The 21,658-nt window shown below is 43.4% G+C and carries 23 protein-coding genes; 16 read left to right on the top strand and 7 right to left on the bottom strand.

Going from position 1 to position 21,658, the window contains the following annotated elements; genetic code table 11:
• Positions 1-28: 28 nt before the first annotated feature.
• Positions 29-505, top strand: a complete 477-nt coding sequence (locus R7O03_RS13085; RefSeq protein WP_005376099.1) for a DM13 domain-containing protein — start codon at positions 29-31, stop codon at positions 503-505.
• 198 nt (positions 506-703) lie between these two features.
• Here R7O03_RS13085 and R7O03_RS13080 read toward each other — a convergent pair whose 3' ends face one another.
• Positions 704-1,153: a YkgB family protein gene (locus R7O03_RS13080; protein ID WP_005376100.1), complete on the bottom strand. Its 450-nt coding sequence runs from the start codon at positions 1,151-1,153 to the stop codon at positions 704-706.
• 146 nt (positions 1,154-1,299) lie between these two features.
• Between R7O03_RS13080 and R7O03_RS13075 the strand changes: the two genes are divergently transcribed.
• Positions 1,300-2,100 carry a PhzF family phenazine biosynthesis isomerase gene (locus R7O03_RS13075; protein WP_318131756.1) on the top strand — a complete coding sequence of 267 codons (801 nt, stop codon included), beginning with the start codon at positions 1,300-1,302 and terminating at the stop codon, positions 2,098-2,100.
• A 142-nt stretch (positions 2,101-2,242) separates the two neighbouring features.
• Complete coding sequence (locus tag R7O03_RS13070; RefSeq protein WP_318131755.1) at positions 2,243-2,941, top strand: aspartate/glutamate racemase family protein; 699 nt, start codon at positions 2,243-2,245, stop codon at positions 2,939-2,941.
• Positions 2,942-3,008: 67 nt separating this feature from the next.
• Here R7O03_RS13070 and R7O03_RS13065 read toward each other — a convergent pair whose 3' ends face one another.
• On the bottom strand, positions 3,009-4,712 hold the full coding sequence (locus R7O03_RS13065) for an FAD-dependent oxidoreductase (RefSeq protein WP_318131754.1): 1,704 nt from the start codon (positions 4,710-4,712) through the stop codon (positions 3,009-3,011).
• 151 nt (positions 4,713-4,863) lie between these two features.
• On the opposite strand from R7O03_RS13065, the gene R7O03_RS13060 reads away from it, so the two are divergent.
• From R7O03_RS13060 to R7O03_RS13050, 3 genes are read left to right on the top strand one after another with little or no spacing between them, the layout of a single operon-like run.
• A complete protein-coding gene (locus R7O03_RS13060) occupies positions 4,864-5,154 on the top strand; it encodes an ArsR/SmtB family transcription factor (RefSeq protein ID WP_005376206.1) in 291 nt (96 codons plus the stop codon).
• A gap of 5 nt (positions 5,155-5,159) precedes the next feature.
• Positions 5,160-5,573, top strand: coding sequence for a YeeE/YedE family protein (locus R7O03_RS13055; RefSeq protein WP_254901900.1), 414 nt, complete (start codon positions 5,160-5,162; stop codon positions 5,571-5,573).
• Positions 5,574-5,587: 14 nt separating this feature from the next.
• Complete coding sequence (locus tag R7O03_RS13050) at positions 5,588-6,028, top strand: YeeE/YedE family protein (protein WP_154204408.1); 441 nt, start codon at positions 5,588-5,590, stop codon at positions 6,026-6,028.
• Between the two features lie 36 nt (positions 6,029-6,064).
• On the opposite strand, the gene R7O03_RS13045 is transcribed toward R7O03_RS13050, so the two are convergent.
• Positions 6,065-6,928 (bottom strand): endonuclease/exonuclease/phosphatase family protein, encoded by an 864-nt coding sequence (locus R7O03_RS13045; protein WP_318131753.1) that lies wholly within the window; start codon positions 6,926-6,928, stop codon positions 6,065-6,067.
• Between the two features lie 309 nt (positions 6,929-7,237).
• Between R7O03_RS13045 and nrdD the strand changes: the two genes are divergently transcribed.
• The gene (nrdD, locus tag R7O03_RS13040) at positions 7,238-9,358 is read left to right on the top strand and encodes an anaerobic ribonucleoside-triphosphate reductase (RefSeq protein WP_005388026.1); all 2,121 of its coding nucleotides are present in this window, start codon (positions 7,238-7,240) and stop codon (positions 9,356-9,358) included.
• A gap of 83 nt (positions 9,359-9,441) precedes the next feature.
• Positions 9,442-9,912, top strand: coding sequence for an anaerobic ribonucleoside-triphosphate reductase-activating protein (gene nrdG / locus R7O03_RS13035; RefSeq protein WP_005376213.1), 471 nt, complete (start codon positions 9,442-9,444; stop codon positions 9,910-9,912).
• An 84-nt stretch (positions 9,913-9,996) separates the two neighbouring features.
• On the opposite strand, the gene R7O03_RS13030 is transcribed toward nrdG, so the two are convergent.
• Entirely contained in the window at positions 9,997-11,382 is a 1,386-nt protein-coding gene (locus R7O03_RS13030; RefSeq protein WP_318131752.1) for an MATE family efflux transporter, read from the bottom strand.
• Between the two features lie 120 nt (positions 11,383-11,502).
• Between R7O03_RS13030 and R7O03_RS13025 the strand changes: the two genes are divergently transcribed.
• The 3 genes from R7O03_RS13025 (at position 11,503) to R7O03_RS13015 (ending at position 14,398) form a co-directional block, all read left to right on the top strand.
• Entirely contained in the window at positions 11,503-12,360 is an 858-nt protein-coding gene (locus R7O03_RS13025) for an AraC family transcriptional regulator (RefSeq protein WP_258460742.1), read from the top strand.
• A gap of 155 nt (positions 12,361-12,515) precedes the next feature.
• Complete coding sequence (locus R7O03_RS13020; protein WP_318131751.1) at positions 12,516-13,703, top strand: amino acid aminotransferase; 1,188 nt, start codon at positions 12,516-12,518, stop codon at positions 13,701-13,703.
• An 11-nt stretch (positions 13,704-13,714) separates the two neighbouring features.
• Positions 13,715-14,398, top strand: coding sequence for an ATP-dependent zinc protease (locus R7O03_RS13015; RefSeq protein WP_005388032.1), 684 nt, complete (start codon positions 13,715-13,717; stop codon positions 14,396-14,398).
• A 122-nt stretch (positions 14,399-14,520) separates the two neighbouring features.
• Here R7O03_RS13015 and R7O03_RS13010 read toward each other — a convergent pair whose 3' ends face one another.
• Both R7O03_RS13010 and R7O03_RS13005 read right to left on the bottom strand, forming a co-directional pair.
• On the bottom strand, positions 14,521-15,057 hold the full coding sequence (locus tag R7O03_RS13010) for a hypothetical protein (protein WP_318131750.1): 537 nt from the start codon (positions 15,055-15,057) through the stop codon (positions 14,521-14,523).
• A 154-nt stretch (positions 15,058-15,211) separates the two neighbouring features.
• Complete coding sequence (locus R7O03_RS13005) at positions 15,212-15,586, bottom strand: NirD/YgiW/YdeI family stress tolerance protein (RefSeq protein ID WP_318131749.1); 375 nt, start codon at positions 15,584-15,586, stop codon at positions 15,212-15,214.
• Positions 15,587-15,741: 155 nt separating this feature from the next.
• Between R7O03_RS13005 and R7O03_RS13000 the strand changes: the two genes are divergently transcribed.
• From R7O03_RS13000 to modC, 4 genes are all read left to right on the top strand, one after another.
• On the top strand, positions 15,742-17,193 hold the full coding sequence (locus R7O03_RS13000; protein WP_262653675.1) for a cobyric acid synthase: 1,452 nt from the start codon (positions 15,742-15,744) through the stop codon (positions 17,191-17,193).
• 69 nt (positions 17,194-17,262) lie between these two features.
• Positions 17,263-18,018: a molybdate ABC transporter substrate-binding protein gene (gene modA, locus R7O03_RS12995; RefSeq protein ID WP_262653673.1), complete on the top strand. Its 756-nt coding sequence runs from the start codon at positions 17,263-17,265 to the stop codon at positions 18,016-18,018.
• A gap of 27 nt (positions 18,019-18,045) precedes the next feature.
• A complete protein-coding gene (gene modB / locus R7O03_RS12990) occupies positions 18,046-18,735 on the top strand; it encodes a molybdate ABC transporter permease subunit (protein ID WP_054575444.1) in 690 nt (229 codons plus the stop codon).
• Entirely contained in the window at positions 18,732-19,838 is a 1,107-nt protein-coding gene (gene modC / locus R7O03_RS12985) for a molybdenum ABC transporter ATP-binding protein ModC (RefSeq protein ID WP_085569024.1), read from the top strand. The genes modB and modC overlap by 4 nt, the downstream gene beginning before the upstream one ends.
• A gap of 76 nt (positions 19,839-19,914) precedes the next feature.
• Here the strand turns inward: modC and R7O03_RS12980 are convergent, their stop codons facing one another.
• Positions 19,915-20,352: a DUF3069 domain-containing protein gene (locus R7O03_RS12980; protein ID WP_005376232.1), complete on the bottom strand. Its 438-nt coding sequence runs from the start codon at positions 20,350-20,352 to the stop codon at positions 19,915-19,917.
• Positions 20,353-20,625: 273 nt separating this feature from the next.
• Here R7O03_RS12980 and R7O03_RS12975 point away from each other — a divergent pair, with 273 nt between their 5' ends.
• A complete protein-coding gene (locus R7O03_RS12975) occupies positions 20,626-21,585 on the top strand; it encodes a diguanylate cyclase (RefSeq protein ID WP_017634619.1) in 960 nt (319 codons plus the stop codon).
• The last annotated feature ends 73 nt before the right edge of the window (positions 21,586-21,658 follow it).

Here is a 21,658-nt window from a genome sequence, read left to right as displayed (position 1 = left end):
AAGTAGTAAAACTAATAAGAAGATGCTTATGACCTTGAAAAATATAATTAAATTAACAATCAGTCACTTAGTGGCAGTTTCTATTGGCATTGCGATAGGTATCTATACTTTACCGATCCTTATTGCACCACCTGCGCCGACCGATGAACAAGTTGCTAAGAGCAAGCAAGGTGCAGAATACAGCGCAGTGTTTAAGAGGGAACTCAAAGGTAGCGATGCTTTTCATTGGGGAGAGGGAGAGATTCATTTGAGTTCTGAAGTCATTACGTTGGTAGGAAAACTCGCTCCCGGACCAGACTATAAACTCTATCTATCTCCTAAGTTTGTCGAAACGGAACAAGAGTTTAATGACCTTAAATCTGAAATGAGCTTAATTGGTGATGTCAAAACGTTCGATAACTTCGTTGTTGAGGTTCCTCAAAGCACTTCAATTTCTGAATACAATACGGTTGTTGTATGGTGCGAGACATTTGGTGAGTTCATTACTTCGGCAAAGTATCAATAAACCTCAGTAGTGGAGTAAAAGGCTTTTCTTTTCACTTTACGCTAGGATGTTGTTTCGCATCATTAGAAGGCAAAGACTCTTAAACATTCTAAATTTAAGAGTCTTTGTTTAGAGTTATTGACAGAACCATTCGACTTGTAAGTCGTTTGCACCTTTCAGGCTACGTTCTGGAAAAACAAGATTTCGAACTATTTAGAGTTATTCTCTGTTTGGCTTGTTTCGTTCGATGACGCTAATCGCAATGGCTAAAAATAGAATATCTTTTACTAAAAAGAAGTTTGTCACCAAAACCCCATCAGACACTTTCCATGTATTCGGTGTCGTAATTAGAAAGCTGAGTGTCGCAAGAAAAATAATTGCGGCGGCTATGCCAGAAAAATAAGCGACTCGTGTGTTTTTAAGGCCAACGATTAATCCAATAGCGACAATGATTTCTGTTGCGCCAATGATGTTTGATACGGCTTGAACTGACATCACATCATACAACCAACTCATCAGAAAATGATTTTCAACGAGCGGTTGTATAAGCTTGGCCTCTGTAGGTGTGAATTTATAAATACCAATCCATATTAGAACTAAAGAAACGCCGAAAACTCCGATAAGATATCCAATTGAGTCACATTGATGATGGCTTTTTACGTTTTGCATAATTAACTACATTCTCCTGTTTGTTAGCGCTTCCAACAAGACCTATAAGGTTGGTAGAAAATTTCATAGGTTTTTTCGCTCAAACAACAGATATTAAAAATCACGTGATACAGAATTACGTGTTTGATAGAACTTAAGGATATTTCGTGGAAGTTAAAATTTTTCAGGTTGACTCGTTTACATCAGAGGTTTTCAAAGGTAATCCCGCGGGTGTTTGTATCACAGAGTCAAGCCTTGATGAGGAAACGATGTTGGCCATCGCGGCCGAGATGTCGTTATCTGAAACTGCATTTCTGTCACTCAGTACAATGCAACTTCGTTGGTTTACACCGAGGACGGAAGTTGCTTTGTGTGGACACGGCACACTTGCAACGGCGCACGTTCTGAAAGAGCAGGGGTTATATAATACTGGAGATACGATTGAGTTCGTTACGCTATCTGGGGTTTTAACCGCACAACTCGATCATGAAGAAATTCATTTGGTGTTTCCTGCTCCAACTTTAGATATGCGAGCGAGTATTAACAAAGACTTACTTCATGGTTTGGGGCTAGATGCCGCCAATGTAGTCGCCTACGGTCAGTTTGATAATAAGCAGTTGATCGTCATTAATGATGAATTTGTGCTTGAACAGCTCGACCCTGATTTTGGTGTGCTGCTTAAACAAAAAGGTCGTGGTGTCGTCATCACTGCTCAATCAAGCACTGACGCCGATTTTGTCTCTCGATACTTAGCGCCTTGGGTGGGTGTTAACGAGGACCCAGTTACAGGCTCTGCACATTGCGCTTTATGTGTTTACTGGGCTAAAAAGCTCAACAAAAAGCAACTGAAAGGCTTCCAAGCCTCCAAGAGAAGTGGGGTCGTCCATACAGAGTTGTTAAGCACTGAGCACGTTAAGCTTTCTGGAAATGCAGTAACGATATTGCGAGGATATATGAGAATCGCGTAGCGGTCCTTGTGGGAATGATTTTATTTTCGTGTTACCCAATGCTCAATAGTGAAGACGCTTGAATGCTGCTTATTTAAGTGGCTGATTTTGTTTCTGAAAAAACACCCCCTGGCACGGTGGTGTATAACGATTGGAGAGTTATATGAAAACTATCGGTCTTCTAGGTGGTATGAGCTGGGAGTCGACGCTTAGTTATTACAAATTGATCAACGAAGGAGTCAAAGAGGCGTTAGGCGGCCTAAATTCTGCAAAAATTTGTATGTATAGCGTGAATTTTTCAGAGATAGAGAAGCTTCAACATCAAGGTAAATGGGAAGAAACGGCAAGCATTCTATCTGATGCTGCATCTTCAATAGAAAAAGGGGGCGCTGACTTCATTCTTATTTGTACTAACACAATGCACAAAGTTGCGCCTCAAATTGAAGCCAGTACTAATATCCCTATACTACATATCGCAGACGCGACTGCTGAGTTACTTCGTGAGAAAGGGGTTCAAAAGGTCGGACTCCTTGGTACTCAATTCACAATGGAGCAAGACTTTTATAAAGGAAGGCTTTCCGACCTCTATGGGCTTGATGTCGTCATTCCCGATCAAGACGACCGCTCTAAAGTACATAACATTATTTATAAAGAGTTATGCCAAGGTGAAATCAAAGAGGAGTCAAGGACGATATACTTGCAAATTATTGAAAAACTAAAAGAGCACGGAGCTGAAGCTGTGATTCTCGGGTGTACTGAAATTGCCTTACTTGTAAACCAAAGTCACACCGAGGTTACACTACTTGATACCACTTCTATCCATGCTCAAGCAGCAGTCCGTTTGGCAATTGAAGGTGAATGATCTACGCTTTCTTTCCTGCAAAAAAAGAGAAAACCAAGCACGTGGTTTTCTCTTTTTTATTATCAAGTTATAAGCGAGCAAATTTGAGAGTTCTGTATCCACCAATCAAGTTGCGGGCTTTGTAACCATTGTTGACCAGCTGACGGTATGCTACGTTACCGCGTAATCCAACTTGACAGTAAATCACGATCTCTTTGTCTTTAGGAAGTTCGTGCATGCGACGACGTAGTTGATCGACAGGAATATTAATTGCACCTTCAAGATAACCAACGGACTCCAATTCACCAGGATTACGAACATCAAGTAACAGTTGGTCTTCTGTCAGTGAATCCATTTCATCATAATGAATCGCGGTCGCATCGCCTTTGATGATGTTATTTGCCACAAACGCCGCTTGGTTAATTACATCTTTAGCAGAGCCATAAGGTGGCGCGTAAGTGAGCTCGAGGTGTTGCAGTTGCTCTACCGTCATACCAGCACGCTGAGCAACTGCCATTACGTCGATACGTTTATCAACACCGTCTTTACCTACTGCTTGCGCACCTAATATTTTACCTGTTACTGGATCAAACAGCATTTTGAATGACACGGTTTCTGCACCTGGGTAGTAACTCGCGTGACTTGCTGTATGCACATACACTTTTTCATAAGCGATGTTTTCACGTTTCAGCTGTTTCTCGTTTTTACCAGTAGAAGCGACGGCTAAATCAAAAATCTTACAGATCGCCGTGCCTTGCGTACCTTGGTAAGTTTCTTGGCGGCCAAGCATGTTGTCTGCTGCCATTCGGCCTTGACGGTTTGCCGGGCCCGCAAGTGGCACTAGAGTTTGCTCGCCAGTCACAAAGTCTTTCTCTTCTACCGCGTCGCCGACAGCGTAGATCGAAGGATCGCTGGTTTGCATGTATTCATTGATATAAATACCACCAAGAGCGCCGATTTCTAAGCCAGCTTCTTTTGCTAATTTGGTCTCGGGGCGAACACCAATTGCCATAATCAAAATATCGGTGGTGAGTCTTTCACCGTTGTTTAGTGTTAATTCCAATTCACCTTCTAGATGTTGGTGTTTTTCGCTCTCACCAGAGTCGAAACTTGCCACGTGCTCGTTAGGTACGAATTTCACCGACTCAAGTGCGACGCCAAGTTTAAGGTCGATGCCTTTCTCACGAATTTCAGCATGTGCGAAGCCAGCCATTTCACGGTCAACGGGCGTCATCACTTGATCCGCCATTTCAACTAATGTGGTTTTTATGCCTAGCTGGTGGAAGGCTTCCATCATTTCCAAACCGATAAAACCACCACCAACGACCGTAGCGTGTTCAACTTTGTTGGTTTCGATCGTTTTAATGATGCGATCCATATCTGGAATATTGCGCAGCGAGTGTGTTAACGGGTTATCAATACCCGGAATAGGCGGCACAACTGGACCTGCGCCAGGGCTGAGTAGAAGAAAGTCGTAGCTCTCTTGGTATTCCGAGCCATCAAGCAAATTCTTAACCGTAACCGTTTTGTCTTGACGGTTAATAGAAACCACTTCGTTCATCACACGGACATCAACATTGAAACGCGCTAGAAAGCTCTCAGGCGTTTGAAGAAGCAGTTTGCTGCGCTCTTGGATATCGCCACCAATGTGATAGGGTAAGCCACAGTTTGCAAATGACACAAATGGACCGCGTTCAAACATAATGATTTCTGCGTCTTCACTAAGACGACGAGCGCGAGCTGCTGCAGATGCACCGCCAGCAACCCCACCAATAATCACGATTTTGCTCATGGATTTCTCCTGCTGAATGATCGAAAACGCCTACACCTTACTTAAATAAATTAGCTAAGTCTAATGTTATTTAATCTACATTAGCATTGACTTAATAATATTAATTAGTAATATCTAATAAAATGTAATGTAGTAATGAAGAGGCATAAGAATGGGCGACAGTATGCTACAAAGTGCGACCGAAGCGAGTGAGCTGCTTAAAATTATGGCTCATCCAGAGCGCCTAATCGTGATGTGTAAGCTGATTGAAGGCGAGAAAGGGGTCGGTGAACTGTTTGAAGGTTCATCATTAAGCCAATCTGCTTTTTCACAACATCTCACCGTATTGAGAAAGCACGACATCATTAAAGCTAGGAAGGTTTCTCAGCAGGTATTTTATTCAATTTCTGATGAAAGAGTTGGTCCGCTGGTTGAAGCGTTTAAGCAAGTTTTCTGTAAGTAATTAGTTTGGCGGATGCTATGTTTGAAGTTCCTTGGATGTCGCTTTTGGGCGGCATAATAGTTGGCGTATCAGCGATAACACTGATGCTATTTACTGGCAAGACTGCTGGGATCAGTGGGATCTTAAACGGTGCCGTTGAGAGCGCAGACCGCGTTTGGCGAATTGTTTTTTTAATTGCGATGGTATTAGGTGGCTTGTTTGCTGTTTATGTTCTTGGCGGGCATGTACCAGATCAGTACAGCGGTTCTCTTATTTTAGTTATCGTTGCTGGCTTGTTAGTCGGTGTTGGTACGCGTATCGGCAATGGTTGTACTAGTGGCCATGGTATTTGTGGGATAGGGCGTTTCTCAATCCGTTCTGTGGTCGCGACGTGTACTTTTATGGCCACAGCCATGTTAACCGTCTTGCTAGTATCGTGAGGAATAGTGCCGTTATGAAAACTCATGTAATGAAAAGTATTAAGCAAATGTCCGTTGTTGCATTTTCTGGTGTGCTCTTTGGTATTGGTATGGTGGTCTCTGGTATGGCTGAACCGGCAAAAGTGATTGGCTTTCTCGATATTACTGGAGCATGGGATCCAAGCTTAGCCTTTGTAATGGGCGGAGCACTTGTTGTGTTCGTTCCTGCTTATCTTTTATTAATAAAGCCAAGAAGCGAATCTGTGTTTGGTGATGAGGTTGTCTGTCCGACTTCTAAAACGATAGACAAAAAGTTAGTCGGTGGTGCAGCACTGTTTGGTATTGGTTGGGGCTTACTGGGTGTGTGTCCTGGTCCTGCGGTTGCCAGCCTTTTTACTGGCAACACACAAGTTCTGCTCTTTATAGCGGCAATGTTGGTTGGGTCATTCACCGCTAAAAGAGTGGTTCGTCAATAAAGAAAGTACTTCAACGTTAAAAAGAGTACTTAAACGCTAAAAAGTGAGTGTCGTAGAAACCGGGCAATGGTCACTCAGTTTATAGTCGAGTACATCTTGTGTTTTGAAAACGGTTTGAACACCAGACGACGCCTTTAAATCACCACTCGCAATGATGTGGTCTATCACCGAGCGGAATTGGTGGGTTTTATTCGGATTACGATTAGAGCGCACTTTACATTCCGCTTTAGTGTCTTTAGTCACTAGCTTTGCACTAGTATTGTCCGATATCACGTCCCATAACCAATCTCCTTGATAACCCAAGTTGTGGTTAAAGTCGCCAAGCACGACATAATGTTGTTTGTTGTCCTCGCGCGCCTTTATCCACTTAGCTAGTGCCTGTCCTTGTTGTTTCACTATCTTACAATCACGGTTATTACGATACGCGCCACTGCAACCCGCTTTCAGATGTACAGAGAGTAGGTGAGTCTCGTTTTCTTGGTTTGGATTTAAAACAAGGTAGCTCGCGAAGCGCAGCTTGCTGTTGCCTCGTGTGATAGAGAAGTCTGGCTTGTCTAATACGCTTACGCCATTGCGCACGGCAAAGCCTGTGTATTGGTTGGTGTCGTTAAACTGAAGGTGTTGGTTGGAGGCGTTTGAACGATCGGAAAGATAAATAGTGAAGTCATTGCCAACAGCTTTTTGGATGGCAGCAGCACTTTCGACTTCTTGAAAAGCAAAAATGTCGGCTTGTGTTTTATCCACATAGTGGGTCAGTTTTTCAAAATCTTGTGGTGTTCTCGACACTTTTCCACCATCTATAGATAACCATTCTATGTTCCAACTGGTTAAGTTGATGGAGTTTTGAGCAAATGAAAGAGAACTAAAAAGTAATATTAACGTAACAAAAAGTGATCGCATTTTGGCCTGTTGCACTCCTATCTTTTAGCGTATTCCTTTCCATCCTTTATCCTACAAGACCTCCAAAAATAGCAAGTAGATTTAGTACCAATTTTGCAATTTTCATGGTTTTCTTCGCAACTGAGATCAACGCCAATAAGATCGATTTCTTCTTGTTCGCTACCCATTTTTTATTGATCAAAATCAATGTTTTCAATTGGTGCTTCTCGTTAAATACGCCACAATATATTGTGTTGCTAGAATAAAAAATAACCCCATATAGTGTGTTTGTGGATAACTCTGTGAGTATGCTCGGGTAAGGAGAACAAGGTGAAACCAATCGTAATCAAACGCGACGGATCAAGAGCTCCGTTCAACAGGGATCGTATCCAAGCAGCAGTTGAAGCAGCAGCGGAAAACAAAGATAAAGATGTCGCTATTTATGCTCTTAATGTGGCTCTTGCTGTCGAGTTACAGTTAAGAGAACACGATGAAGTTCACATCCATGAGATTCAAGACTTAGTCGAAAATGAACTCATGCAAGGTCCTTACAAAGCCCTAGCGCGTTCTTACATTGAATATCGCCACGATCGCGACATCGCTCGTGAGAAGCAAAGTGCACTAACTCGCGAAATCGAAGGTTTGATTGAAGAAAGTAATCTGGATCTAATCAACGAGAACGCGAACAAAGACGGCAAAGTAATTCCGACTCAACGTGACTTGTTGGCTGGTATCGTAGCGAAACACTACGCGAAGACGCACATTCTTCCTCGCGATGTGGTTCAAGCGCACGAAGTGGGTGACATTCACTACCACGATTTAGACTACGCACCGTTCTTCCCAATGTTTAACTGTATGCTTATCGATCTTAAAGGCATGCTGACGCATGGTTTTAAAATGGGTAACGCTGAGATTGATACGCCAAAATCAATTTCGACTGCAACAGCGGTAACAGCACAAATCATTGCTCAAGTCGCGAGCCACATTTACGGCGGTACAACCATCAACCGTATTGATGAAGTTCTAGAGCCGTACGTAATCACAAGCTACGAGAAACACCTAGAGATCGCAAAAGAGTGGAACATTGCTGAGCCAGAAGAGTTCGCAAAAGCACGCACAGAGAAAGAGTGTTACGACGCGTTCCAATCTCTAGAATACGAAGTAAACACGCTACACACGGCGAACGGTCAAACACCATTCGTTACGTTTGGTTTTGGTCTTGGTACTAGCTGGGCATCACGCCTTATCCAGAAATCGATTCTGAAGAACCGAATTGCAGGTCTAGGTAAGAACCGTAAAACAGCGGTATTCCCTAAACTGGTATTCGGCATCAAAGATGGCTTGAACCACAAATCAGAAGATCCAAACTACGACATCAAGCAACTTGCGCTTGAGTGTGCGTCTAAGCGTATGTACCCAGACATTCTTAACTACGACAAAGTAGTGGAAGTAACGGGTTCATTCAAAACCCCAATGGGTTGCCGTAGCTTCCTTGGTACTTACGAAGAAAACGGTGAGCTGATTCACGAAGGTCGTAACAACCTTGGCGTCGTGAGCTTGAACCTTCCTCGTATCGCTATCCGTGCAAACGGAAGCGAAGAGAAATTCTACGAGCTTCTAAATGACCGCCTACGTCTTGCTCGTAAAGCACTAGAGACACGTATCTCTCGCCTTGAAAACGTGAAAGCACGTGTGGCCCCAATCCTATACATGGAAGGCGCATGTGGTGTTCGCTTGAAAGCAGACGACTCAATCGCAGATATCTTCAAGAACGGTCGTGCGTCTATTTCTCTTGGTTACATCGGTGTACACGAGACAATTAACGCGCTATTCGGTACAGAAGCGCACGTTTATGATGACGCTGTTTTGCGTGAAAAAGCGGTCGCGATCATCAAGCATCTAAAAGATGCTGTGAATCAATGGGCTGACGAAACAGGTTATGGTTTCAGCTTATATGCAACGCCAAGTGAAAACCTATGTAGCCGTTTCTGCCGCATCGATGCGAAAGAGTTCGGCGTAATTGAAGGCGTAACAGACAAAGGTTACTACACCAACAGCTTCCACCTAGATGTTGAGAAGAAGGTGAACCCATACGACAAGATCGACTTTGAGATGCCTTACCCAGAAATCTCAAGCGGCGGCTTTATCTGTTACGGCGAGTTCCCGAACATGCAACGTAACGTTGAAGCACTAGAAAACGTATGGGACTACAGTTACACCCGAGTGCCTTACTACGGAACTAACACGCCAATTGATGAGTGTTACGAGTGTGGTTACAACGGTGAGTTTGACTGTACAAGTAAAGGCTTCACTTGCCCAAGCTGTGGCAACCATGATTCAACCAAAGTGTCAGTGACACGTCGTGTTTGTGGCTACCTAGGCAGCCCAGATGCACGCCCGTTTAACTTCGGTAAGCAAGAAGAAGTGAAGCGCCGAGTTAAACACCTGTAAGGTTAACTACCACTCGTTTTACACTTTGAAAATCAACTTTAAACAGGTTGATTTTCTCTTTCGCGATAACATAGAGACGCATTATGAATTACCACCAATACTATCCAATTGACGTTGTTAACGGACCGGGTACGCGCTGTACGCTGTTTGTGTCGGGTTGTGTGCATCAGTGCCGTGGCTGTTATAACCAGTCGACGCAACGTTTGGATTCTGGTGTACTTTTCACGCAAGAAGCGGAAGACAAAATCATCGCTGACTTAAACGACACGCGTATCAAACGCCGTGGCTTGTCGTTGTCGGGTGGAGATCCGCTTCACCCTGCTAATGTGCCTCATATTTTGAAGATAGTGAAAAGGGTGAGAGAGGAGTGCCCAGGTAAAGACATTTGGGTTTGGACTGGCTACACGCTGACGGAACTGAATGACGCGCAAAGGGAAGTGGTGCAATACATCGATGTTTTGATTGATGGTAAGTTTGAACAAGACAAGAAAGACCTCAATCTCGAATGGCGTGGCAGTTCAAACCAAATCATTCATCGATTTACGGACATCTAATCAAGCATTCTCCGCACATAAAAAGAGCTCACGCGTGCAGAACGGGTGAGCCCTTTTGGTGTGAGTTCGTTAATGTCTTTTTGGTTACGCTGTCACCGATTGGTCATCTTCAACCATATTATTTATCCAACGTTTAGATTGAATACGGTAAGTCGTCAGTACGCCTTTCACTAACTCTTCCGCGAGCAGAGACATCAAGACAAAATGCAAAGGCAGCCCTAACACCATGCCTGTGTAATAAGTAAGGGGGATGCCAATAGCCCACTGACCGAACGTGTCGATGAAAATGCTATAGCGAATATCAGCGCCACTCTTTAGTACGCCGCCAATCCCAACCATGTTAAACACCCTCAAAATCATACCTAGCGCCATGACTAAACATACGTTAAGTGCCATGTCTGCATCGGTTAACGGGCTCAGTACCAATAGGTGATGAATCATGGGCGAGCTCAACCACACTAGGAAAAACAGCAAGGTGGCTAAGATTGCGCTGGTTAACACATACCACCACGCCGTTTTCTCGACTCGGTCATAATGTTTTGCACCAATATCATTCCCAAGAAGAACGGATGCAGCGACCGCAAATCCCATAAAGGTTGAAATCAGTACCCCTTCAATCGGTGATAAGAATGAGATGATCGCCAGTTCTGAAACGCCCAATTGACCATAGATGATGCTGTAAACGATCAATCCACCAGTCCAAAGCGCATCGTGGACCAACATGGGTAAAGAAACCTTAAAGTACTTTTTTCGATACTGTTTTAAGCGGCCTTGTACCCAATCGAACTTAGTCGGAATTAGGTAAGCATATCGTTTGTAGAAAAAATAAATCAAGACGGCGGTTTGGAAAAATCGAGAAACAAAACTACCTACGGCTGCACCAAATACGCCCCATTGAGGTAAACCAAATAAACCAAAAATCAAAACATAATTAAGCGCGACGTTAACGACAATGGCGGAGATACTAACGTTGGTTGCCAGTTTGGTTTGGCCCACGGAGCGCAATACCGCTTCAATCGGTACTACTATCGCCGTAGCAATGAGGCTAAAGCCCGTAACCACAAGATAATCACGTGCATAAGTGACGTATTCAGGATCGTCTGACATAAAAGAGACGATCTCTTCATCAAAAATCGCATAAAGAACGATAAACGGCAGCGTCACCAAAATGGAAATAAACCAAGATTGCGCCAACGTTCTGCGAATTCCGGCTAGGTTTCCTGAGCCGTAGTATTGAGAAGCAAGTACGGTAACTGCACCGCACAGGCCAAAGACAACCGCTAGGTTGAAGAAAAAGATACGATTTCCAACTCCAACTGCTGCCGTTGCAGATTCTCCGAGTAGGCTTACCATGAAAATATCCACGACGCCGAGCAAAGCAAAAAGCATGGACTGAAGTGAAACAGGTAGGCCAATCGTAATCAGCTTTTGCCAAAATGCTTTATCGATGTATTCGCGTGTTAAGAGCATCGCATTTCTCCTTAAAGATTAATGCGAGTAGTTTATCCTCATGATTTGGCGGTGTATTTTTCAAAGGAATCCAAAACCTTTGTAAAACTCTCTACTAACGCACATGTGAGCCAATAAATCATGGAAGATAAACAAGAACGCTACGCGATTTCAGAAAAAACTTATCAAGAGTTTATTGATCACAGTCGAGTATTAGCACTTGAGGAGAGAGGCATTGTGCAGTGCGGCATTGCCACTTGTCGTGACTTCTTCTCTGTTTATCGTAAAAACCAAAAGAAACACATGCTGCTCTATACGGTGCGTGGTAAAGGGTGGCTAGAGAGTGGGACTTATCGATACGATTTGGAACCGGGCTCGTTGATTACAGTACCGGCAGGTGTTGAAAACGGTTTTGGTATAGAAGAAGAACCTTGGCAGATCGCGTGGCTTTTTCTTGCTCCTGATAGAGAGTGGCCGATATTAGAATGTGATGTTCGCTATCAGCTTTCATCTACACCTGAAGTGATGTATGCATGTATCCAAACACTACTACGCAGCATTCACCTTCCAATCGATTATGGTGGTGCGGTAGGTGAGCATAGTGTGGCTCAGTTAGAGCTGATGTTAAACATGCCGCCCTCAGAGTCGATATCACGCAGCCAATTGAGGCTTCGGCGTGTATTTGACCTTGTCCAACGTCAGCTCCATAAGGATTGGAGCGTTGAGCAGGTAGCGGCTCTATATCCATGTTCGGAGCCTCATTTGCATCGACTGACTCAAAAGCAGTTTGGTCGAAGCCCAATGGCACATTTAACGCGTATGCGCATGGAATATGCTGCTAGGTTACTTCGTTCAACAGAATGGCCAATTCAGCATATTGGAGAAATAGTCGGATATCCGACCAGCGCTAACTTTAGTACACGTTTTAAAGCGTGGTCGACCATGACACCAAGAGAGTTTAGAAAAAACGGTAGAGTGGATTGGTACAACGAGGAGTGAATCGTTCTTTTTCTGAACGATAGAGCGCACAAAACTCACCGCAATCCAGAATTTTGTTCTCTAATTGATGAAATAAGTGAAAAATCATTTCGTCATTTTTTGCGATGGTGTTAACGTGAGGTTCGGTACTTGAATTTCAAAGGGTTATGACTTTCATGTTTTCTAATCTCCCAACTCCCGTATTAGATCCTATTTTATCTCTATCCGTTGCATACCGTAACGATGAACGTCCAAACAAGGTTGACCTTGGCATTGGCGTATACAAAAACAGCGCAGGCGAAACGCCGATTATGAAAGCCATTCAAATGGCGCAGGATGTCGTTGTTGAAACTCAAAAAACCAAGTCTTATGTTGGTCTTGCAGGTTGCGAAGAATTTAATAAAAGCATGATCGATTTGCTACTGACGGGAACGTCTGCAATGGATCGTGTTGCAGCAATTCAAACGCCAGGTGCAAGTGGTGCGCTGCGTATGCTCGGTGATCTGATGAAGATCGCACAGCCAGATACGACGGTTTGGATTTCCAACCCAAGCTACGTAAACCACAAGCCAGTAATGGAAGCAGCAGGCCTTAAAGTTAAGTTCTACCACTATTTCTCTTCGGAAACGAAACAAGTAGACACCGCAAAAATGATGGATGATCTTGCGAAAGCTGGGCCTTCAGATGTGGTACTTCTTCATGGTTGTTGCCACAATCCAACTGGTGCGGATATTGACTTCTCTGCTTGGCAAGCCATTACAGAATTGTCGCAGAAGAACGGTTTCATCCCATTTGTGGACATTGCTTACCAAGGCTTCGGTGATGGCCTAGAAGAAGACGCAAAAGGTCTTCGTTTTATGGCAGATAACGTTGAAGAGATGTTGATTACTACTTCATGTTCGAAGAACTTTGGTCTGTACCGTGAACGAACTGGTGCAGCGATTGTGGTTGGTAAGAACATGCATGATGTAACCAATGCAAAAGGTAAACTCCTCACTCTAGCTCGCTCGACTTACACGATGCCACCCGACCATGGTGCAGCTTTAGTTAAGACCATTCTGCAAGATGACAATCTTACTTCCGTTTGGAAGCAAGAATTGAGTGAAATGCAACATCGTTTGGTTAGCCTTCGTCAAAGTTTGTGTAACGAGTTGAGAAACAACCATTATACAGATCAATTTGATTTCATTGAGGGTCACAAAGGCATGTTTACTGTGCTAGGCTTTAGTGGAAACCAAATGGCGCAACTGCGTGAAGATTATGGCATTTATGGTGTTGGCGATGGTCGAATTAACATTGCCGGACTTACCGAAACTCATATTCCATACGTAGCGGACGCAATTAAGAAAGTATCTCAAGCTTAATTGGAGTGTGGATGAAAAACTGGAAACTGATTCTGCCGCTTATGATGAGCGGCAGTTTAATTGCTTGTACGTCAACTCAAACGACGCAGGAACCTGTTGAGCCAGAGTCGCCAAAGGTCGAAGAGCCCGTTAAAGTAGAGCCAGAAGTGAAACCTGATGTAGATCCAAAGCCAGAGGTGGAGCCCAAACCAGAAGCGAAACCTGAGAAAAAGCCGGAACCAAAGCCTAAGAAGCCAGTCAAGGTCACAAAAACACCCGATGGCATGTTAATTCTTGGTTCTGAAGAATGGGTTTATGTTCCTGAAATTGACCAGACTTTCAAGGCTAGAGTCGATACAGGTGCGACAACATCATCAATTAGTGCGACTGACATTGTTCCGTTTGAGCGTGATGGTAAAGACTGGGTTAAATTTAAGATAGATTTAGGTGACAAAGACACCAAAGAATTTAAAGTACCCGTTGAGCGCTGGGCTAAAGTTAAGCAGTCTTCGTCAGAAGAGGTGGATAAACGAGCGGTGGTAAAAGCCTACATTACCGTTGGGGATCACAAAGAAAAGACAGAGTTTACGTTAGCGGATCGCGGACATATGACGTTTCCAATTTTGCTTGGTCGAAGCTTTTTTAGAGATATCGCCGTTGTAGATGTATCGAAAAAATATGTGCAAGATAAACCTAAAAAAACCGCTAAAAACTGATGTATTAAAGCTAGTTTCTGCTATAAGCTAATAATTCTTGATTAGCAAAAAATGGCCTCCAAAATCGGAGGCTATTTTTATTGAATCATATGCTTGCTTGTGATGCCTAGTAGTCATATCCACTAAAATGCAAAACGAGCAGACATTACAATTTGCTGGCCATAGACACCATTATTTTTAAAATCTGCACCAAGCGATAGTTGCTGAGTTGAGTGGAATCGTGCGCCTAGATTGTAAATGGTATTCGAATCGTCATTATCTATGATTTGGCCGATACGGCCATGTAGCTCAACATTTTGCATAAACCAAATACGAGTGCCAATATTCACTTCCGTGCGCCACTCGTCGCCCACTTTATCACTGCGGTTCTCTTTAATGTTGTGTACCAACATTTGGCCATAAATATCTGCAAATTGGCCTGCTGGCCCATTAAAGCCTATACCACCAGCAATGTCCCAGTCTCCGCTGAATTCACTGTCTGCGCGAGCAATGAAATGGGTATTCTCTGTAAAGTAGGTATTGAACTCGCCACCAAATGTACCAGGGCTAGTGCCCATGCGAAATTCCATCGTGTTGTAGTTGAAATTATTTGCATGTGCGGAAAGTGGCAAAATAGCACACAAACCAAAGGCTGCAACCTTTAGAGCTTTACCTAGCATGGTGTCTCCGGGCAAGATGAATAAAATGAACAAAAAAATGGTCTGCAAAAAGCAGACCAAGATTGATAAAGCTATCATTTTAAGTGCTTGCCGTCACTATTTAGCTGTAATCGTCACTACATCATGTTGATATGCACAGCAATCGGGGTTTGTTTTACATGACCACGAGTTGTTCGACTTCAATCTCTGGTTTGTTCCCGCCTTCAAATTCGCCAAACAGACGGACTTTAGTCGTGTGATCAATCGGAGTGTTTAGCTGAATATCGTCATCGAGTTCGACCATCACTTCACCGGAACCATCGCTAAAGACAAACTTATCCGCGCGAACTTGACGCAATAAGTTACCTTCAACGACCACTTCTTTTTCAGTAAACATATTGGAGTCGTTTAGCAAGGCATCCAATTTTTCCACAGTGACAGGACCGTTAAACTGCAAGTTTGATTGGTTTTGAGCGTTATCTTTCGCGAACGCGATAGAAGGAGCAATAGCTAAGGCGGCGATTGTTGCGATAATTGTATTCTTTTTCATGTTACATCCTCATCGGTTTGTTTTGATGGGTTCATTAAAACAGGGCTTGTTTGAACCAATGATGATTTCAACATTCATATTCTATTCATTTGCTTGAGTAAGTGGGGACGATGACGTTATGATTGTTCATCTTCCTCTATTCCTTACAAATGTTCATGAAATCAGCGATCCCATCTTTAATGGTTCAAGGCACCACTTCGGATGCCGGAAAAAGTGTCCTTGTGGCAGGTTTATGCCGTGTATTAGCAAGAAAAGGGATAAATGTTGCCCCATTTAAGCCACAAAACATGGCACTAAATAGTGCGGTAACCAAAGATGGCGGTGAAATAGGTCGAGCACAGGCCGTTCAGGCACAGGCGTGTAATATTGAGCCAACCGTACATATGAATCCGGTTTTAATTAAACCTAACAGTGATACAGGTGCTCAGATCATTTTGCAGGGTAAGGCGATTTCCAATATGGATGCGGCTGGCTTTCATGATTACAAGAAAGTGGCGATGGACACGGTGTTAGATTCCTTCTCTCTTCTGACTCAAGAATTTGATTCGATCATTATCGAGGGCGCGGGGAGTCCTGCTGAAATCAATTTACGAGAAGGCGATATTGCAAACATGGGTTTTGCTGAGGCCGCTGATGTACCAGTGATCATTGTTGCTGATATTGATCGTGGTGGAGTGTTTGCACATTTGTACGGAACACTTGCGCTACTTTCTGAATCTGAACAAGCGCGAGTAAAAGGATTTGTTATCAACCGTTTTCGAGGTGATATTCGTTTATTGCAATCGGGCCTCGATTGGCTAGAAGAAAAAACAGGTAAACCTGTACTTGGTGTACTTCCTTTTCTCCATGGTTTGAATTTAGAAGCAGAAGACGCGATCACTGCGCAGCAAGAGTTGCACTCTGAGGTAAAACTGAATGTTGTTGTGCCTGTTTTAACCCGGATTAGTAATCATACTGATTTTGATGTGCTGCGATTGAATCCAGACATCAATCTACGTTATGTAGGTAAAGGCGAAAAAATAGATAAAGCCGACCTGGTTATTTTGCCTGGGACCAAATCGGTCAGAGACGATCTGGATTATCTAAGAAGCCAGGGGTGGGATAAAGATATCTTTCGTCATATTCGTCTTGGTGGAAAAGTGATTGGTATCTGTGGCGGCTACCAGATGCTTGGAAACTTGATTGATGATCCAAACGGCGTCGAAGGCCAACCAGGTCAAAGCGAAGGACTTGGCTTGCTTGATATCACTACGACGCTAACTAACAGCAAACAGCTTACAAACACACAAGCACAGCTTTCTCTTAACGGCAAAACAGCCAATGTAAAGGGTTATGAAATCCACGTAGGGCGAAGTGAAGTACGGGGCCTGCAACCTCTTACATTCAGTTCCGGTGAAGCGGAAGGGGCGATCAGCGAGTGTGGCCAAATCATGGGAACCTACCTTCACGGGTTCTTTGACGAGGAAGATGTCTTAAGCCTGGTATCAGAATGGGTAAACGGCACCCAAATCAAACAACAAGACTTTGAAGAGTTAAAGGAGCAAGGCATTAATCGCATCGCAGATGCGATAGAACAACATATGCGCCTTGATTTTTTGTTTAAATAACACATTAACTGATTGAACTTTATATTCAAATAACCTGTTCTTTCGCTTGCCTTGTATTGGAGTATCTCTATGAAAGCATGGAAACAGCATGCTTGCCTTGCGGCAGTATTAAGCATTTCATTTTCAGCAAACGCAGCAACGAACCTAAAAGTGTATGCAGCCTCTTCTATGACGAATGCGATTAACGAGATCGCGCAAAACTTTGAAGAAAAGTATGACGTTTCTATCACTCCCGTTTATGGTGGTTCTTCTGCTATCGCTCGACAAATTATCAATGGCGCACCAGCGGATGTATTCATTTCTGCGAACACGAAATGGATGGATTATTTGGTCGAGAAAGACGTCATTCATCGTGACAGTGTCGCAAATCTAGTGCGCAATAGCTTAGTGTTGATTGCTCCCCAGTCTTCAGAATTAACCTCATTTAACTTTTCTGATGCAAAGGCATGGGAGAAGGCATTGCATGGAAATCGTCTTGCGTTAGGCAATCCGACATCAGTACCTGCTGGTATGTACGCGAAAGAGTCATTGACTACACTGGGTGTATGGAAAGCGGTTCAAACTCACGTCGCACCAGCAAAGAATGTGCGCTTAGCTTTGGCGTTGGTTGAACGTGGAGAAGCGCCTTTAGGTGTGGTCTACAAAACCGATGCTCAGTTAACTGATAAAGTCAAAATTGTCGGCGAATTTGCGAGTGATACGCATGCGGCTATTGTGTACCCGGCTGCAATTGTGAATGATTCTACTGAGTCGGAGCAGTTCTTCCAATACCTAAAATCGGACGAAGCCGCACGCGTTTTTGCTCAATATGGCTTTCAGCAATAAACCGGCCTTCAATTATAGGAACGAAGCGTGACAGAACTGGAATACCAAGCCTTAATGTTAAGCCTCAAAGTAGGCGCGTACGCAGTACTTTGGCTGATTCCTCTCGGCGTTTTTCTTGCTTGGCTACTTTCTCGAAAAACGTTCTTTGGTAAATCGATTCTCGATAGCTTAATTCATTTACCACTGGTATTGCCGCCAGTGGTAATCGGCTATTTATTGTTGATTTCTTTAGGACGACAAGGGGTCCTTGGAAAGTGGCTCTATGAAAACTTAGGGGTAGTATTTAGCTTTAATTGGAAAGGGGCAGTAGTCGCTTGTATTGTCGTGGCTTTGCCTTTGATGGTTCGTTCAGTACGCTTAAGCTTAGATAGCGTCGACCCTAAATTGGAGCACGCAGCCTCTACGTTAGGCGCTTCTCCTTTAAAAGTGTTTCTCACCATCACGTTACCACTGACCATTCCCGGAATTATTACGGGCACGATGCTGTCATTTGCTCGTAGTCTTGGCGAATTCGGGGCGACGATCAGTTTCGTCTCTAACATTCCGGGTGAGACCCAAACGATTCCGCTGGCAATGTACAACTTTATTGAAACGCCAGGTGCAGAAATGCAGGCGGCTCGTCTGTGTATCATTTCTATCGCGTTAGCCTTGTCTACATTAATGATCTCTGAATGGCTAAATCGTAAAGCGGCAAGCAGATTGGGTGCGAAGCAATGACGATTAAAGTCCAATTTAAACAAATGCTTGGTGAGACTGACTTCGACATCAAACTTAAGTTACCCTGTAATGGAATTAGTGCCTTGTTTGGACGATCTGGTGCAGGTAAAACGACGTTGATTAACATCATCAGCGGATTGGTCACTCCAAGGCAAGGGTATGTTGCGGTTGGTGAGCATGTTTTGTTTGACAGTGAACAGGGAATCAACCTACCAACGCACAAGCGTGGTATTGGTTATGTGTTTCAGGATTCACGTCTGTTTCCTCACTATTCGGTTCAAGGCAATTTGTTATATGGCGTTAAAGAAAAAGATGACGAGTATTTTGATGCAGTCACCGAACTCTTGTCTATCAAACCGTTACTAAAGCGCTTTCCGGTATCACTTTCTGGTGGTGAAAAGCAACGTGTTGCGATTGCGCGCGCATTGCTATCTAAACCCAATTTGCTTTTGATGGATGAGCCACTTGCCTCACTCGATATGCCAAGAAAGCGTGAGGTAATGCCTTTTCTTGAGGAGTTGTCGGAGAAGGTAAATATCCCTATTATCTATGTCACACACAGTCTCCAGGAAATTTTAAGGCTTGCTCAGCACCTTGCAATTATTGACCAAGGTAAAATTTCGAGTTCAGGTAAGCTTGAGGAAGTGTGGGCTTCTCATGCTATGCGTCCATGGCAATCTTTCTCAGATCAAAGCAGCTTATTTGAAGGCCGGATTGCTGAACATCATGCACGTTATGCACTGACTTGTATCAGCCTTGCACCTAATGTATTCCTGTGGGTGCAAAAGATCGACGGAACACCAGACACGCCAATACGCTTGCAAGTGCGTGCCAACGACGTTTCTATCACGCTCGAGCAACCCAAGGCGACGTCGATTCGAAATATTTTGCCTGCTATTGTCGATTCCATCGAGGCGTTTAACGCAGCCGATGACAAGCAGAGTATTAATGTATCACTCAAGCTAGACGAGAAATGTTATTTGTGGGCAACGATCACACCGTGGGCCCTTGATGATCTCAACCTAAAAGTTGGTAGCCGTGTTTTTGCACAAATTAAAGGTGTCAGTGTGACACAAAAAGATATGGCACTAGCGCCTCATTAACCGTTTAGACTGATTTACGCTTCATGATCAAAAAAGGCCGCAAAGTGCGGCCTTTGTTACTAGAAGAATGTCGGAATTACTTCGCGAATACTTCTTTGAATTCACGCTTAAGAAGTGGGTCACGACGTGCTTTCTTAAGTTGCTTAACCATGTCTTTCACACAGTTGTGAAGCACATTATCAAGTAGTTGAGCACGGTATTCTTCTTTATCTTCATCTGTCATGTTTTCTGGCAGATTAAGAGTCGGAAACTCTTCCATCACATTAATACCAGCGAATGCTTGGCCTACAGAAACTAGAGCATGAAACTGTTCAAAGTTGTCTAGAATGTTCTGTGCACTTGCTGGCATTTCGTCCCATGATTCACGTACCGCTTCTTCAGACACTTCATGGATAGAGGTAACCATTTCGAACATTTGCTCTGGAACTTCGTCAAATTCGATAACTTTACGTAGCTCTGGAGAAATGCTGGCTAGATCGATTTTTTTGCTTTCGCTGTTAGTTGCTTCTGACATGGTGTGTCTCTCATTACAAAAAGGCGGGAATATTAATACCAAATGCATCAAATAGCTATACCCATTAATCCACAAGATGACCAAAGTGAATGAGTTTGTTGAACTTCTGCTCACAGGCCATGATTAGATAGGGTAACGTCCAGTCTAACTGCTTTATGCAATGGATTCCGTGATATTCAAACAAAAATATAGCACTTAATTATGAGTCGAATGCAACAACTCTATGAGTATGGTATATGTTTAATAAAGACATAATTAAAAATGGAACGCGTTATGCAACCGACAGGGACATCGATGCGAATCCTTCTGGTTGACGATGTTCAGCTAGACAGGATGCAGTTGGCTATTCGTCTAAAGCAACTTGGACATATTGTAAAAGCCGTAGGTAGTGGACTAGAGGCGTTAAATACCTATGAGAGCTTTGATCCGGAACTGGTGTTACTCGATATATCAATGCCAGATATGAACGGTTTTGAAGTCTCTCTTCATATAAGAGAAACGTTTCCGGATTGGATCCCAATTATTTTCTTGAGTAGTCACGAAGAGCCAGAAATGATTGCTAAAGCCATAGATGCGGGCGGTGATGACTATTTAATTAAGCCGGTAGATAAACTGGTACTGAACTCTAAACTTATCGCAATGCAGCGTATTGCTCATATGAGACGAGAGCTTAAGCAAGCGACAGCTCAATTGGAGCAGGTTAATCAACTTTTGACTCAGCAAGCGAATGAAGATGGCCTAACCAAACTCTATAACCGCCGTTATATCGACCATAAGTTGGAATCGATGGTTGCATGGCATGGTCGTCACAATATGCCAATGGCTTTGATTCTATTGGACGTCGATTTTTTTAAACCGTTTAATGATAATTACGGTCATATTGAGGGCGACCGTTGCTTGCAAGCGATTGCGAATCAACTCAAGGCTACTTTTTGTCGCTCTGGGGAATATGTAGGTCGATATGGTGGAGAAGAGTTTGTCGTGTTGCTAGGGTGTACCGACACTCAAACAGCAGAAAGAGAAGCCGAGCGTATACAAGAGGCTATGTATTTTCTCGATTACCCACATGAGTATTCTAGTGTGTCAAATAGAGTGACAGTGTCACAGGGTGTTTTTGTTTTTCAACCGACAGGGAAAGAAGTGCAATCAGACTTGTATGCAACCGTTGATAAAGCACTATATACCTCGAAGTCTTTGGGAAGAAACACACATACTGTGGTCAATTCTTTTTAAAAACAAAATCTTATGAATGTCACTCTTTTTGTTGCGTTGTCACTTTTTGGTGGTTGTTTTAAAGCTAACTCAA

Source organism: Vibrio sp. Vb2960 (assembly GCF_033337665.1).
In the GTDB taxonomy this organism is placed as follows: Bacteria; Pseudomonadota; Gammaproteobacteria; order Enterobacterales; family Vibrionaceae; genus Vibrio; species Vibrio alginolyticus.
This window is presented reverse-complemented; position numbering and strand designations above follow the sequence as displayed.